Raw genomic sequence first — 14,264 nt, 5'->3', positions numbered from 1 at the left:
TCTGGGTCCTCTCAGTGCGGCCGAAGGACGCACAAAGTGTTGGTTACGCGACAGCGCGGTGAGGTACGAACCGGGCTGTCAGTGGGCGACGGCCGCGGCGCCGTGCTCGTCGATGAGCTCTCCGGTGACGAAGCGCTCCAGGGAGTAGGGGCGGTTGAGCTCGTGTGGCTCGTTGTGGGCGATGGTGTGTGCGAACGCGTAACCCGCGCCGGGCACGGCCTTGAATCCGCCGGTGCCCCAGCCGCAGTCGACATACATCCCCTCGACGGGGGTGAGTCCCATGATCGGCGACGCATCGAGGGTGACGTCGACGATGCCACCCCAGGTGCGCAGCAGGTGCGCTCGCGCGAAGGCAGGGAAGAGCTCGACGGCGGCGGACATCTGGTGCTCGATGACATGGAACGAACCGCGTTGCCCGTAGCCGTTGTAGGAGTCGACTCCGGCACCCATGACCAGCTCGCCCTTGTGCGCCTGCGAGACGTAGACGTGCACGTGGTTGGACATGACGACGGTCGGGTGGATGATCTCGTGCAGCTCGGACACGAGTGCCTGCAGCGGGTGCGACTGGATCGGCACCCGGAAACCGGCCAGCTCGGTGAGCGTGGAGGTGTGCCCGGCGGCGGCCAGTGCGACCCGGCCGGCCTTGATGTTGCCGCGGTTGGTGCGGACGCCGACCACCCGGTCGCCGTCCAGGTCGAAACCGGTCACCTCGCAGTTCTGGATCAGGTCGACGCCGAGCTCGCTGGCGCGGCGGGCGTAACCCCAGGCGACCCAGTCGTGCTTGGCGATGCCCGCGCGGGGTTGGTAGGTCGCACCCATCACCGGATAGCGGATGTCCTGACCGATGTTGATGATCGGGCAGAGCTCCTTGACCTGCTCGGGCGTCACGAACTCCGCGTCGACCCCGTTGAGCCGGTTCGCCTCGACCCGGCGCACCGAGTCACGGACGTCCTGCAGGGTGTGCGCGAGGTTCAGCACGCCGCGCTGCGAGAAGAAGATGTCGTAGCCGAGCTCCTCCTCAAGGCCCTCCCAGAGCTTGAGCGACTGCTCGTAGATCGCGGCCGACTCGTCCCACAGATAGTTGCTGCGGATGATCGTGGTGTTGCGGGCCATGTTGCCGCCGGCCAGCCAACCGCGCTCCAGGACCGCGACATTGGTGATGCCGTGCACCTTGGCGAGGTAGTAGGCGGTCGCCAGGCCGTGCCCGCCGCCTCCGACGATCACGACGTCGTAGGAGTCGCGCGGGTCCGGGTTGCGCCACAGGAACGACGGGTGTGGTGGCAGTGCTCGCTGGTTGCTCATGAGTTCTCCTGGCCGAGGTCGGGGTAGAGGGGGAAACGGGTGGTGAGCGCGGCGACGCGGGAGCGCAGCTCGTCCGCGACCGCATCGATGTCATCGGCGACGAGGGTCGCGGCGATGATGTCGGCGACCTCGGTGAACTCCGCGTCGCCGAAGCCGCGGGTGGCCAGCGCGGGGGTGCCGATCCGTAGCCCGGAGGTCACCATCGGCGGGCGCGGATCGTTGGGAACGGCGTTGCGGTTCACCGTGATTCCGATGCTGTGCAGCCGGTCCTCGGCCTGTTTGCCGTCGAGCTCGGCATCGCGCAGGTCGACCAGGATCAGGTGGACGTCGGTGCCGCCGGACAGCACCCGCACGCCGTGCTGCGCGGCGTCGTCCTGCAGCAGTCGTTCGGCGAGGATGCGGGCGCCGGAAAGGGTCCGGCGCTGCCGGTCGGCGAAGTCGTCCGATGCGGCGGCACGGAACGCGACGGCCTTGGCGGCGATCACGTGCTCCAGCGGGCCGCCCTGCATGCCGGGGAAGACCGCGGAGTTGATCTTCTTGGCGATCGCGGCGTCATTGGTCAGGATGATGCCGCCACGGGGGCCGCCCAGCGTCTTGTGGGTTGTGCTGGTGGTGACGTCGGCATACGGGACCGGGTTGGGGTGCAGGCCGGCCGCGACCAGCCCGGCGAAGTGCGCCATGTCGACCATCAGCAGCGCGCCGACCTCGTCGGCGATCGCGCGGAAGGCGGCGAAGTCGAGCGTGCGCGGGTATGCCGACCAGCCTGCGACGATCAGCTTCGGCCGGTGCTCGCGGGCGAGGTGGGCGACCTCGTCCATGTCGACCAGTCCGTTGTCGTCGACGTGGTAGGCGGCGACGTCGAACATCTTGCCGCTGTAGTTGATCCGCATGCCGTGCGTGAGGTGGCCGCCGTGTGCCAGGTCGAGGCCGAGGATGGTGTCACCCGGCTGGAGCAGCGCGAAATAGACGGCGGTGTTCGCCTGGGCGCCGGAGTGCGGTTGGACGTTGGCGTAGGCGGCCCCGAAGAGCCCCTTCACCCGCTCGATCGCCAGGCTCTCGATCACGTCGACGTGCTCGCAACCGCCGTAGTAGCGCCGTCCCGGGTAGCCCTCGGCGTACTTGTTGGTGAGCACGCTGCCCTGGGCCTGCAGTGCGGCGACCGGTGCGAAGTTCTCCGACGCGATCATCTCCAGCGTGCTCTGCTGGCGGATCAGCTCCTGGTCGATCGCGGCGGCGACCTCCGGATCTGCTTGCGCCAGAGCGGAATTGAACCCACTGGGCACACTGCCGGTGGTGGGGGTGTCTTGCACAGGGGAGGTTGCTGAAGTCACGACGATTCCTTCTACACGAGATCGACAACTTATATATCAGTTGTCGGGTAAGCTTGACCCCCTGATCGCGTCCGTGTCAACCCCGAGGTGATGTCATGATTCGAACCGTGAGCAACGGATCGCTGACCGAGGTCGCCTACGAGGCGCTCAAGGAACGGCTGGTCCTGCTGGACATCGCGCCCGGCGACCCGCTGAGCGAGCAGGCGCTGTCCGCGGAACTCGCGGTCGGCCGCACGCCGCTGCGGGAGGCGCTGAAGCGGCTGGAGTCCGACCACCTGGTGGTCACCTATCCGCGCCGGGGGACCTTCGCAACGGCGGTGGACATCACCGCGCTGTCGGAGATCTCCGAGATCCGCCGGGCGCTGGAGCCACTCGCCGCCGCACTCGGCGCCCAGCGCGCGGACGCGGAGGATCGCCGGATCCTGCAGAAGCTGCGTGACGGCCTGGTCGCGTTGCCGGCCGACACGTCGGCGCGCGATCACATGCAGTGGGATCTGCAGGTGCACCGGTCGATCTACCAGGCGACGCACAATGCGCACCTGGAGACCGCCCTGATCCGCTACGGCAACCTCGCAACCCGCATCTGGTCGGTTGCCGCACCCCGACTGGCGGACGTCGGTTCGCACATCCTCGAGCACGTCGAGCTGCTCGACGCCGTCGCCGAGGGCGACAGCGAGCGCGCGGAGCGCCTGATGCGCGAGCACATGGACGCCTTCGAGGCGCGCATCCGCACCGTTCTCTGACTCACCGGCGGCCTTTCCCGGCCTTTCGCACCGACTACTCCCCGGTAGGGGTTGACGGTGCGTCGCGGCACACCTACATTCAATGCAACCACGTTGCATTCAGCGCAACCACCGGCTTGGTCCGGCACCTGCGCTCGCCCCTCGCGGCAACCCCGGACCCTTCGGTCACGGACACCGGATCCCTTCCCTCAGAAAGAAACCGGAATGCAGACCCCTATTGACGCATCAACCGACGAGAGCCGCACGGCCGACGTCGAGGACGTCCTCCAGCCGATCCCCGAATCGAAGCGGACCACCAAGGTCTCCGGGCAGTTCTGGATCTGGTTGGGCGCCAACGTCGCGCCGATCAACTGGATCCTCGGAGCACTCGGCGTGCAGCTCGGCCTGAGCCTGCGCGACACGATGATCGTGCTGGTCGTCGGCAACCTGATCGGCATGTTCGGCTTCGGCTTCTTCGTGCTGCTCGGCCAGCGCTCCGGCGCCACCGGAATGCTGCTGTCCCGCGGCGCTTTCGGCCGCAAGGGCGCGTATCTGCCCGCCGCCATACAAGCGATCGTCGCGATCGGCTGGGCCGCGGTGAACACCTGGATCATCCTCGACCTGGTGATGAGCCTGTTCGGGCTGCTCGGCTGGGTCGACCCGGACGCGCACAACTACGGCGCGCGCATCGCGGTGGCGGCCGTCATCATGCTCGTCCAGGTCACCATCTGCTTCCTCGGTTACCGGGCGATCGCGGCGTTCGAGCGCTGGTCGATGCCGCCCACCATGATCGTGCTCACCGTGATGACCATTCTCGCGTGGACCAAGGTCGACGTGAACTGGAGCTTCCAGGGTGCCGGCCTGCACGGTACGGAGCGCCTGGCGACGATGTCGGCGATCATGACCGCCATCGGGATCGGGTGGGGCATCGGGTGGTTCACCTACGCACCCGACTACTCACGGTTCGTCAGCCGCAGCGTTCCGCGCCGGAAGCTGTACCTGGCCAGCGTGCTGGGTCAGTTCATCCCCGTCGTCTGGCTGGGCGCGCTCGGTGCCTCGCTCGCCACGACCAACCCCAAGGCCGACCCCGGGGCACTGATCGCGGGCAACTTCGGCACGATGGCCATCCCGATCATCCTGCTGGTGATCCACGGGCCGATCGCCACCAACATCATCAACATGTACACCTTCAGCGTCGCCAGCCAGGCGCTGGACATCCGGATCTCCCGCCGCAAGCTCTCGCTGCTGGTCGGTGTGCTGTCGATGTGCGCGGTCATCGGGTTCATGTTCGCCGGCGACTTCGCCACCGTCGTGGACACCTGGCTCGTCGCGATCGCCGGCTGGGTCGCCACCTGGGGCGGCATCATGGCGGTGCACTACTTCATCTTCGAGCGCCGGCACCGCAACTTCGACTACCTCTTCCGGGACCCGAAGGACACCCATCTCAAGGCCGTCAACAAATACGCCATCATCGCGTTCTTCTGTGGCCTGGTCATGACCTGGACGTTCATGTATGGCGGCATCCCCGCCCTCCAGGGCCCGGCCGCTCGCGCCCTCGGTGGCGCCGACTTCTCCTGGCTGGCCGGCACCGTGACCTCCGGCACGATCTACTTCCTCACCGGCTACCGGCGGTTCAAGCGCCGGATCCACGACGGCATCCCGCTGGGGATCCGTGGCGACATCGAGGACCACCAGGCGGTCGCCGAGCTGGAGTCCTGCGAGAAGGACGCCGCCGTCCGCGACCGTGTCCCGGAGATCTCAGCATGAGCGAGATCTTCCACCCGCCGTCGGGTTTCGTCTGGCCCGAGGGCACGAGGTTCGCGGCCTCGCTGACCTTCGACGTGGACGCGGAGTCCGGTGCGCTGGCGTTCGACTCGACGTTCCACCGCCGGATGTCGCTGATGACCCACCAGAGTTACGGGCCGACCGTGGCGGTGCCGAAGCTGCTGGCGATGCTCGAGCACCACGGCATACCGGCGACGTTCTTCGTGCCCGGTTACACCGCCGACCTCTACCCGGACATGGTCAAGCAGATCGCCGACGCCGGCCACGAGATCGCGCACCACGGCTGGATGCACGAGAAGACCACCTCGCTGACCGACGAGCAGGAGGCCGAGATGCTCGACCGCGGACTGGAGAGCCTGGACCGCGTCGGCGTGCGACCGGTCGGCTACCGGGCACCGTGGTGGGAGTACAACTACCGCACGACCGATCTGCTGCTCGACCGCGGATTCGCTTACGACTCGAGCCTGTTGGACGGCGACGTGCCCTACCGCTTCACCTCGGGGGAGGGGGCGGACCGTGATCTCGTCGAGATCCCGGTCGACTGGGCACTGGACGACTGGGAGCAGTTCGCGTTCTACCCGGAGTGGACCGGCAGCGGACTCATCGAGTCGCCCCGCAAGGCGTTGCAGATGTGGTCCGACGAGGCGTCCGTGGCGGCCGCGGCCGGCAACTGCTTCGTCCTGACCAACCATCCGTTCATCTCCGGGCGCCCGACCCGGCTGAGCGCCCTGTCGCAGCTCGTCGACCATCTCGAATCACTGGACGGCGTGTGGTTCGCAACTCTGCAGCAGATCGCGGAGCACAGCGCGAACACGTTGTCCGACATCAAGATCCACCGCCGGATCCCCGATCCCGGTGCACAACCCGGCCAGAGCGGTGACGGACACCCGCTGGGCCACCTGCACGACAACCTCTAGAACGAAGGAGCAACACCATGACCACCACCGCTTCCCCCGCCACCAGCGTCGCCGACCTGGAGCGCCTGAAGGTCCTGCACAACGGCTCGAAGGTGCCGCTGACCTTCAGTGACTCCGAGCTCGAGCGCCGCATCAACGGGCTGCGTTCGATCATGGCGGACCTGCAGCTCGACGCCGTCGTGCTGACGTCATACCACTCGATCAAGTACTACAGCGACTTCCTGTTCACCTACTTCGGCCGCTCCTACGCGATGGTCGTCACGGCGGACGACACGGTGACGATCACGGCGAACATCGACGCCGGTATGCCGTGGCGCCGGTCGTACGGCGAGAACATCGTCTACACCGACTGGAACCGCGACAACTACTACTACGCGATCCAGCAGGCCCTGAAGCAGCGCGGCGTCACCGCCAAGCGGGTCGGCGTCGAGGACGACCAGCTGCCGCTCATCCTGCGCGGACGGCTGGCCGCCGCCCTGGACGGCGCGGAACTGGTCGACGTGTCGCAGGCCGCCATGCGCCAGCGGATGATCAAGTCGCCCGAGGAGATCGAGGTCATCAAGCACGGCACCCGGATCGGCGACCTGGGCGGCGAGGCGATCCGCCGCGCCATCAAGGTCGGCGTCAGCGAGTACGAGGTCGCGCTCGCCGGCACCGAGGCGATGACCCACGAGATCGCGAAAGCGTTCCCGCACAGCGAGATCCGCGACACCTGGGTGTGGTTCCAGTCGGGCATCAACACCGACGGTGCACACAACTGGTCGACGACCCGCAAGCTGGAGGAGGGCGACATCCTGTCGCTCAACTGTTTCCCGATGACCTCGGGCTACTACACCGCCCTGGAGCGCACGCTGTTCCTCGGCGAGCCGGACGCGCGGTCGCTGGAGCTGTGGAACATCAACGTCGAGGTGCACCGGGCCGGGCTGGAACTGATCAAGCCCGGCGCGGTCTGCAAGGACATCGCCGCCGAACTGAACAAGATCTACGTCGGCTACGGCCTGCTGCCCAACCGCACCTTCGGCTACGGGCACTCCTTCGGAGTGCTGTCGCACTACTACGGACGCGAGGCCGGGCTGGAGTTGCGCGAGGACATCGACACCGTCCTGGAGCCGGGCATGGTCGTGTCGATGGAGCCGATGATCACCGTGCCCGAGGGCGAGCCGGGCGCGGGCGGGTACCGCGAGCACGACATCCTGGTCGTCGGCGAGGACGGTGCCGAGAACATCACCAAGTTCCCGTTCGGCCCGGAGCAGAACATCATCAGCGCCTGAGCAGGGCGGAACGACCGGGCTCGGGGGACCTGCAGGCCCCCCGAGCCCGGCGTTCTGCGCGCGGTATGACGACGGGTGCGCCACAATCGCGAGGGAAACCAGCACCGGAAAGGGGAGGCCATGGACGAGGACGAACTGCGCACTCGCTACTCGCGGCCGGCGTTCGAGGCGGCGGTCGCGGCGGCGGCCGCGTCGCTGCAGGACGGTGGCGTGCCCATCGGTGCCGCCCTCGAGAAGGACGGCCGGCTGCTCGCAACCGGCCACAACCAACGGGTGCAGCACGGTGATCCCACCGCGCACGGGGAGATCGACTGTCTGCGCCAGGCGGGTCGCATCGGCTCGTACGCCGGCACGATCCTGCACACCACACTCGCACCGTGCGCGATGTGCGCCGGGGCGATCGTGCAGTTCGGCATCACCTCGGTGGTGGCCGGCGAGAACCGCACCTTCGACGGCGAACTCGACTGGCTGCGCAGCCGCGGGGTGACCGTGCTGATGCTGGGCGACGACCGGTGCACGGAGCTGATGAGGCAGTTCCAGCAACGCTTTCCGCGGGTGTGGGCCGAGGACATCGGCGCCCTGCCCGCCGAGCCGGACGGTGCGGACCGATGACGACCGCACCGCGCGGCACGTCCCCGGTCGCCACCGCGATGGCCGTGCTGCGGTGTTTCAGCCCGGAGCATCCGGTGCTCGGCGTCGTCGAGATCGCCGAGGAGATCGGGCTGCACAAGTCGTCGGTGTCGCGGATGATGACCACCCTGGAGGCCGAGGACCTGGTCGAGCAGGACCCGCTGTCGAAGAAGTACCGGCTCGGGCTCGGTCTGCTCAGCGTGGCCGGCTCGTTGCTCGCGAACCTGGATGTACGGCGCGCCGCGCTGCCGGTGCTCACCGAGCTCACCGCCGCCACCGGCGAGACCAGCTCCCTGGTGCTGTGGGACCGCTTCGCGGCGGTCATCGTCGAGCAGGTGCCGTCCGCGAACCCGATCAAGCACGTCACCGAGCTGGGCTCGCGGTACAGCAGGGTCGAGGATGCCTCCGTCCGGGTGCGGCTCGCGACCTTGTCGGACACCGAGCGTGACGAGTTCTTCGATGCGGCGCCGCAGAGCCGGGCGGCATACCGGCGGCTGGCCGCGAACGACCGGGACGGCGTCGCGGTCAACAACGGTGACACGACGCCGGACGAGGTCGGCGTCGCCGCGGCGGTCCGTGACCACCGTGGCCGGCTCATCGCCGCGATCCTGCTCGCGGTGCCCGCCTACCGCGTCGACGACGACCGGCTCGCGCAGCTGTGCGCCGCGTGTCGGGCCGCCGCCGACGACCTGACCCGCGCCCTGGGCGGCACACCGGAGCAGCGCACGGCCTGATCTCGCGGCGTCAGCGCTCGCGGGCCCGCCGCGCCTTCTGTGCGGAGCCGTATGCCGACCAGTCGGCGTCCCCCGGTGGCCCCCACACCACGAGCACCCGCAACTCGTCGTCGCCGGTGTTGACGAGATCGTGCGCGCTGCCGGACGCGGCGACGACGCTGTCGCCGGCGCTGACGTCATACACCGTGTCGTCGACGCGCATCCGCCCGGTGCCGGCGATCACCACGTAGAGCTCCTCGAGCGGATCAGCGGCGGGATCGTGCGTGTGCATACCCTCGGAGGCGCCGGGCGGCAGGTGCCAGGTCTGCACCGCCACCGGCAGCTGCAGGCGGCCGAATCCGTGCCACTCGACGCGGGTCTCGCCGGTCCCGCCGTGGAATCTGTGCGCGAAGGCGAACTCGCCGGCCCGCTCGATCATCACCGCAGCCTAACCAGTGCAACGGCCCCCGGCACGGGGTAGCTCGGGCGGAGCGGGGCAGCAGTTCACCGTGTGAGATCGGTCATCTCCAGGACACCTTGCGTCCACACTTGCCGTGCTACCGTCGAGCCTCGACTGTTGTTGCAGTTCCTCGTGGTGCGGCGCCCGACCCCAAACGTTGGGCGCCGAGTTTGTGAGCGGACGGTTCACCCATTGGGGGGATGCCTCGGCGGTCGTCGTGGCCACGTAAGGTGCGCGGTCACACGCAACGAAGAACAATAGATTGAGAGTTACCCCCAATGGCACAGGGAACCGTCAAGTGGTTCAACGCTGAAAAGGGCTTTGGTTTCATCGCCCAGGATGGCGGCGGTCCGGACGTTTTCGTCCACTTCACTGCGATCCAGTCTCAGGGTTACCGCAGCCTCGACGAGGCACAGCGCGTCGAGTTCGAGATCACCCAGGGTGACAAGGGCCCGCAGGCGGCCAATGTCGTTCCGGTCTGATCGACCCCTTGATGTAGCAGGACCCATGGTCGGGCAGTAGCCCGGTCAGCGAAAGCCCCGGCAGCGCATTCGGCGCTCGCCGGGGCGTTTTGTCGTTCCGGTGGGCGCGGCGCGCGTCGGGCTTCGCGTCGCCCTGCGCTCGAGCCGGTCATACGTCCCCCCGGTGGGGTGCTGTGTACGGGTGGCACGCCGGAACCCGGTCATACGTCCCCCCGGTGGGGAGCTACGCGCGGGTGGGACGCCGGAACCCGGTCATACGTCCCCCCGGTGGGGAGCTGTGTACGGGTGGGACGCCGGAACGCGGTCATACGTCCCCCCGGTGGGGAGCTGTGTACGGGTGCGATGCCGGAACCCGGTCATACGTCTCCCCCGGGGGGACCTACGCACACGGGCGAGGAAGTGACGACAGTAGTCAGCTGGTCGCGAGGGTGGTGAGGAACTTCGCGGCCAGCGGGGCAGCCGTGTTGCCGCCGCTCTTGCCCGAGGGGACGTCCTCGACGAGCACACAGAACGCGGTGTTGCCCTGCCAGCCGGTCAGCCAGCCGTTGACGCCGGTCTTGCCGCCCTCGGCGAACTCGGAGGTGCCGGTCTTGGCGTAGACCGGGCCGCCGGGCACCTTCTTCACCGCGGTCGCGGTGCCGTCCGTGACGGTCAGCCGCATCAGCTTCTTGATCTCCTGGATCGCGCCCGCCTTCAGCGGCGTGGCCGACCGGGCACCCTTCGCCGGCGCCGGGCTGGTCACGAGCTCCGGCGCGAGGTAGGAGCCGCGCGCGACGGACCCCGTCATCACGGCGATCGACAGCGGCGAGGCCTGCACCCGGCCCTGCCCGAACACCGACACCGCCTTGTCGGTCGCGCCGTTCGCGGTGGGCACGTTCCCGGCGAACGTTCCGGCCACCCCGATCCGGTCGGCCCAGTCGGCGCCCAGGCCGAGCGAATTGGCGGCCTGTTGCAACTCGGTGTCGGTGAAGTCGGAGCTGGCCTTCACGAAGGCGGTGTTGCAGGACATCGCGAAGTCCTTGCTGAACTTCGGGTTGCCACCGGTCTCGCCCTCGAAGTTGCCGATCTTGTAGCCGTTGACGTAGACGTTCCTGGGGCAGGGCACCTTGGAGTCGGGGTCGAAGCCGTGCGTCAGCAGCGCGTAGGTCGTGGCGATCTTCATCTGCGAGCCGGGTGCGTAACGCCCGAGGAGTGCCCGGTCGATGCCGTAGTAGGGGGAGTTGGCCACCGCCGACACGCCACCGGTCTTGACGTTGACCGCGACGATGGCGGCCGGCTTGTCCTTCATGCTCGCGAGCGCCTTCTCGGCGGCGTTCTGCACGGTCGGGTCGAGGGTGGTCTTGAGGTTGGTGCCGTTCTTGGCCTTGGTGCCGAAGAGTATGTCGGACGTGTCCGAGCGGGGCGTGACGGTGAAGCCGGAGGTCGGACGCATGGTGGCGTCATACTGCGCCTGCAGCCCGTAGAGGCCGGCGTAGTCGCCCGCCCGGTACGTCTTCGGGTGCTTCTTGATCATGTCGGCGGTGACCTGCCCGACGGTGCCCAGCAGCGGCTGTCCGAAGGTGGAGGTGGCGGCCAGCGGCTGGCGTCGGGTCTGCACCACGACGCCCTGGAGGTCCTGGATGCCGTTCTGGTAGATGAAGTAGTCGCTCTGCCGGTAGGTGATCACCGGAATGAGCGCCTGCGACCCGGACTTCTTGGCCGCGTGCAGCTTGGTGACCAACCCGGCGATGTTCAGCACGTTCTGCAACTGCCCGATCGAGGCGTCGGTGGCCTTGGTCGGGTCGATCGAGATGTCGTACACCTTCTGGTTGGTCATGATCCCGCTGTCGTCCGCGCCGCGGATCTCGCCGCGCAGACCCATCGTCTGGTTCACCACGAACGCGTCGGACGCCTGCAGTTTCGGGTGCCACAACGACTTGGTCGCATCGACCCGGATGCCCCAGGTGCCGTCGGCCGACTTGACCAGCGCGATCGGGTCGTCCCACTTGAAGACCCGCTTGCCGCTGAGCGTCCAGGCCACGTGCAGCGTTGCGGTGCCGGTGTCGCCGTCCCGGTTGAAGTCGTCGACCTGCACGGAGATCGGGCCCTTGCCGAGTGCCGCGGTGGCGGTGGCGAAGTTGTCCGCGGCCGCCTTCGGGGTGGTGCCGACATACACCGCCTTGTCGAGCGTGCGCGCCGACCAGTCCTGCGCGAATGCCGTCGCCGCCGCCTTCGCGGCCGAATCCTGCTTGCTGACCGCCGAGGCCTGCTGCAGGTACATGTAGCCGCCGACCCCACCGGCGATGACCAGGGCTCCCGCGGTGACTCCCAGCACTGTGCGTGAACTCATGACAGCATCCAACCCCATCGCGCGGGTGAGCTCGTATGACGGGAGCGCCTCGCGCGTGTCAGCAAGAGTTCGCGGTGTCGCTGATCGCGCTGGTGGTGGTGCTCGACGACGAGGAGGAGCTGGAGGAGGCGGTCGCCTTCTTGGTCTTGGTCTTGCCCTTGTCCGGCGTCGGAGCCTTCTTGTTGTGCTTCTCCGTGATCGCCTTCTTGATCAGCGCGTGGATCTTGGTGAAGTCCGGGTTGCTGTTGCTCACCGGGTCGGAGATGTCGACCGTGCGCATGTTGCCGTTCTTCATCTTGTTGGCCAGGGTGGCGAACGCGGGCAACTTGTCCTGGTCGATGTCGATCCGGATGTTCTTGGCGGCGACCTGCATGATCGACGGGAACTTCTGGACCATCTGGAACGGGTTCACCTGCGAGATGAGGTCGTTGATCATGCAGCGTTGGCGGCGCATCCGCTGGTCGTCGCTGCTGGCAACGCGGCTGCGGGAGTACCACAGCGCCTGGAAACCGTTGAGTTTCTGGTAGCCCGGCTTGATGTAACCGACGATCGAGCCGGGCTGGATCTGGCCGTTGATGATCCGGCCGCCGATCGGGATGCCCTTCTTGGGGTCGGTGAGCGAGTTGGGGTCGGGCTTGACGTTGACCCAGACCCCGCCCATGGCGTTGACCAGTTGCTGGAAGCCGGAGAGGTCGACGGTTGCGGTGTAGTCGATCTTGAGGCCGGTGATCCCGGTGACCGCGTCGCGCGTGGCGGTGAGGCCGGGGCTGGGGTCGTTCTTGGGGAACAGCTTCTTGTGCTCGTTGCCGGCCTGCCAGATGCTCTCCATCAGACCCGCTGCCGGGTCCGTCTGGCCGGGGAGTTTGACGAAGCCGTTCGGGTAGATCTTGTGCAACGGGTCGCTCGCCGGGATCGGTGCGTGGCCCATGTTGCGCGGGACGCTGACCAGCACGGTGTCGCCGGTCACGGTGTTGACGCTGGCGACGATGAGCGAGTCGGGACGCTGCAGGTAACGGTCGGCGCCGGCGTCGGAGCCGAACAACAGGATGTTGACCCGCGGAATGTCCTTCCACGGGTTGCTGCCGTCGGCCGGGGTGACCGCATCGGTGTTGGTGGTGTAGCGCTTGGTGAAGATCTGGTCGAACGCGTTGCGGGTGATGATCACGTCGCGGGTGGCGTATGCCGTCGGCGCGGCGACGATCAGACACATGAGGGTCGCGAAGATGCGGTGCAACCACCGCGTCTGCTCCGGCCAGCGCCGGTTCGTCGTCGTCAACGCCGTCAGCACGATGCCCGCGATCCACAGCAGCCCGCCGCAGATCGTGAAGACGAGCAGCAGGATCAGGCCCTTGCGGGTCAGCAGCTGCGCGGCGCCGTGGATCAGCCCGCCGCTGGAGACGATGATCGCGAAACTGATGGCGCCCACGAGCGCCACGCCGATCATCGCCAGACCGATCATGCGCCGTTTGGTCCACAGCAGTCCGAGGCCGGGCAGCAGCACCGACAGCGCGGTCAGGCCGAGGGCACGACGGACGTCCCGCGCGCGGGCCATCCGGCGCTCGTGGCGGGAGCGCGCGGTCTGCCGGGGGGCACTCTGGCGCCGGGCGAGTTCCCGCCGGGAGGCGATGATGGTCTCATCGGGGTCACGCTCGGGCACCGGGCGGCCACCGCCGACACCTCCGACGTTTCCCGTCATTCGCCTACCTTCATTCGAGTCCGTTACCGTGCTGTGACCTTGTGGGTCTGCCAATCGTGAACGACTGTCGGTCGGATCACAAATCGGGTGTCGTCACCGTAGACGCCGAACCTAGGTCTTCGGTTGCCGGGCCGCGTGGACCCGCTTTGAACTTCGACCCGTGTCTTGGGTAGCCTTGCCACGCTTCACCGCGAGGTGCAGCACTGGAGGCGTCGCCTAGTCTGGTCTATGGCGCCCGCCTGCTAAGCGGGTTTGGGGATAAAACCCCATCGAGGGTTCAAATCCCTCCGCCTCCGCAAGTGTCCTGAGTCGCGACATCGTTTACACGGTGTCGCGGCTCAGGACCTTTTTCGTGGGTTCAGTTGGGGTGTCGTGGATGTCGCGGCTCACCGAGTCGCTGATCTTCGGTCCCGGGCACTTGAAGCGATGCACGCTCGAACCGAGGCTGATTCACGCTCCCCGCGCGCGATGGTGTCGGTGTCCTCACTGGCGTCAAGGCCAAGCCCTTCGGGCGGCCCACGGCCAGCCCTGACGCCGGCTGCGGGCACCGACGATGACGGCCATTGTCGGGCCGCTTCGTGCTCCTGCTCTCGCGCCAGCGAAGACGATCCTGTCGAGGTCAGACG

At 67.7% G+C, this 14,264-nt stretch carries 12 protein-coding genes and 1 tRNA gene; 8 read left to right on the top strand and 5 right to left on the bottom strand.

Annotated features, from left to right (window positions below):
* Nucleotides 1-78: 78 nt before the first annotated feature.
* Complete coding sequence (locus FHU39_RS15765) at nt 79-1,302, bottom strand: sarcosine oxidase subunit beta family protein (protein WP_183321526.1); 1,224 nt, start codon at nt 1,300-1,302, stop codon at nt 79-81.
* The gene (gene glyA / locus FHU39_RS15760) at nt 1,299-2,585 is read right to left on the bottom strand and encodes a serine hydroxymethyltransferase (protein ID WP_183321784.1); all 1,287 of its coding nucleotides are present in this window, start codon (nt 2,583-2,585) and stop codon (nt 1,299-1,301) included. The genes FHU39_RS15765 and glyA overlap by 4 nt, the downstream gene beginning before the upstream one ends.
* Before the next feature lie 143 nt (nt 2,586-2,728).
* On the opposite strand from glyA, the gene FHU39_RS15755 reads away from it, so the two are divergent.
* From FHU39_RS15755 to FHU39_RS15730, 6 genes are all read left to right on the top strand, one after another.
* A complete protein-coding gene (locus FHU39_RS15755) occupies nt 2,729-3,376 on the top strand; it encodes a GntR family transcriptional regulator (protein ID WP_183321525.1) in 648 nt (215 codons plus the stop codon).
* A 204-nt stretch (nt 3,377-3,580) separates the two neighbouring features.
* Complete coding sequence (locus FHU39_RS15750; protein ID WP_183321524.1) at nt 3,581-5,122, top strand: purine-cytosine permease family protein; 1,542 nt, start codon at nt 3,581-3,583, stop codon at nt 5,120-5,122.
* A complete protein-coding gene (locus tag FHU39_RS15745) occupies nt 5,119-6,057 on the top strand; it encodes a polysaccharide deacetylase family protein (RefSeq protein WP_183321523.1) in 939 nt (312 codons plus the stop codon). The genes FHU39_RS15750 and FHU39_RS15745 overlap by 4 nt, the downstream gene beginning before the upstream one ends.
* 17 nt (nt 6,058-6,074) lie before the next feature.
* On the top strand, nt 6,075-7,328 hold the full coding sequence (locus tag FHU39_RS15740) for an aminopeptidase P family protein (protein ID WP_183321522.1): 1,254 nt from the start codon (nt 6,075-6,077) through the stop codon (nt 7,326-7,328).
* Nucleotides 7,329-7,448: 120 nt separating this feature from the next.
* Nucleotides 7,449-7,940, top strand: a complete 492-nt coding sequence (locus tag FHU39_RS15735) for a nucleoside deaminase (RefSeq protein ID WP_183321521.1) — start codon at nt 7,449-7,451, stop codon at nt 7,938-7,940.
* On the top strand, nt 7,937-8,692 hold the full coding sequence (locus tag FHU39_RS15730; RefSeq protein WP_183321520.1) for an IclR family transcriptional regulator: 756 nt from the start codon (nt 7,937-7,939) through the stop codon (nt 8,690-8,692). Before FHU39_RS15735 ends, FHU39_RS15730 begins: the two co-directional genes overlap by 4 nt.
* A gap of 10 nt (nt 8,693-8,702) precedes the next feature.
* Here FHU39_RS15730 and FHU39_RS15725 read toward each other — a convergent pair whose 3' ends face one another.
* On the bottom strand, nt 8,703-9,110 hold the full coding sequence (locus FHU39_RS15725) for a cupin domain-containing protein (RefSeq protein WP_183321519.1): 408 nt from the start codon (nt 9,108-9,110) through the stop codon (nt 8,703-8,705).
* A gap of 299 nt (nt 9,111-9,409) precedes the next feature.
* Between FHU39_RS15725 and FHU39_RS15720 the strand changes: the two genes are divergently transcribed.
* Nucleotides 9,410-9,613, top strand: a complete 204-nt coding sequence (locus FHU39_RS15720; RefSeq protein ID WP_123272091.1) for a cold-shock protein — start codon at nt 9,410-9,412, stop codon at nt 9,611-9,613.
* Nucleotides 9,614-10,025: 412 nt separating this feature from the next.
* On the opposite strand, the gene FHU39_RS15715 is transcribed toward FHU39_RS15720, so the two are convergent.
* On the bottom strand, nt 10,026-11,942 hold the full coding sequence (locus FHU39_RS15715; RefSeq protein ID WP_183321518.1) for a penicillin-binding transpeptidase domain-containing protein: 1,917 nt from the start codon (nt 11,940-11,942) through the stop codon (nt 10,026-10,028).
* Nucleotides 11,943-12,000: 58 nt separating this feature from the next.
* Entirely contained in the window at nt 12,001-13,638 is a 1,638-nt protein-coding gene (locus tag FHU39_RS15710; protein WP_183321517.1) for an LCP family glycopolymer transferase, read from the bottom strand.
* Between the two features lie 205 nt (nt 13,639-13,843).
* Here FHU39_RS15710 and FHU39_RS15705 point away from each other — a divergent pair.
* Nucleotides 13,844-13,934, top strand: a tRNA-Ser gene (locus tag FHU39_RS15705).
* Nucleotides 13,935-14,264 lie beyond the last annotated feature (330 nt).

This window comes from Flexivirga oryzae, assembly GCF_014190805.1.
GTDB classification, from domain to species: domain Bacteria; phylum Actinomycetota; class Actinomycetes; order Actinomycetales; family Dermatophilaceae; genus Flexivirga; species Flexivirga oryzae.
Note: the sequence above shows the minus strand (reverse complement) of the source record. Positions and strands in the feature narration are given on the sequence as shown.

What these genes read in the sequence shown, in the direction of transcription:
- FHU39_RS15765 (WP_183321526.1), bottom strand. Translation starts at nt 1,302, where the DNA reads ATGAGCAACCAGCGAGCACTGCCACCACACCCGTCGTTCCTGTGGCGC.
- FHU39_RS15755 (WP_183321525.1), top strand. Translation starts at nt 2,729, where the DNA reads ATGATTCGAACCGTGAGCAACGGATCGCTGACCGAGGTCGCCTACGAG.
- FHU39_RS15750 (WP_183321524.1), top strand. Translation starts at nt 3,581, where the DNA reads ATGCAGACCCCTATTGACGCATCAACCGACGAGAGCCGCACGGCCGAC.
- FHU39_RS15745 (WP_183321523.1), top strand. Translation starts at nt 5,119, where the DNA reads ATGAGCGAGATCTTCCACCCGCCGTCGGGTTTCGTCTGGCCCGAGGGC.
- FHU39_RS15740 (WP_183321522.1), top strand. Translation starts at nt 6,075, where the DNA reads ATGACCACCACCGCTTCCCCCGCCACCAGCGTCGCCGACCTGGAGCGC.
- FHU39_RS15735 (WP_183321521.1), top strand. Translation starts at nt 7,449, where the DNA reads ATGGACGAGGACGAACTGCGCACTCGCTACTCGCGGCCGGCGTTCGAG.
- FHU39_RS15730 (WP_183321520.1), top strand. Translation starts at nt 7,937, where the DNA reads ATGACGACCGCACCGCGCGGCACGTCCCCGGTCGCCACCGCGATGGCC.
- FHU39_RS15725 (WP_183321519.1), bottom strand. Translation starts at nt 9,110, where the DNA reads ATGATCGAGCGGGCCGGCGAGTTCGCCTTCGCGCACAGATTCCACGGC.
- FHU39_RS15720 (WP_123272091.1), top strand. Translation starts at nt 9,410, where the DNA reads ATGGCACAGGGAACCGTCAAGTGGTTCAACGCTGAAAAGGGCTTTGGT.
- FHU39_RS15715 (WP_183321518.1), bottom strand. Translation starts at nt 11,942, where the DNA reads ATGAGTTCACGCACAGTGCTGGGAGTCACCGCGGGAGCCCTGGTCATC.
- FHU39_RS15710 (WP_183321517.1), bottom strand. Translation starts at nt 13,638, where the DNA reads ATGACGGGAAACGTCGGAGGTGTCGGCGGTGGCCGCCCGGTGCCCGAG.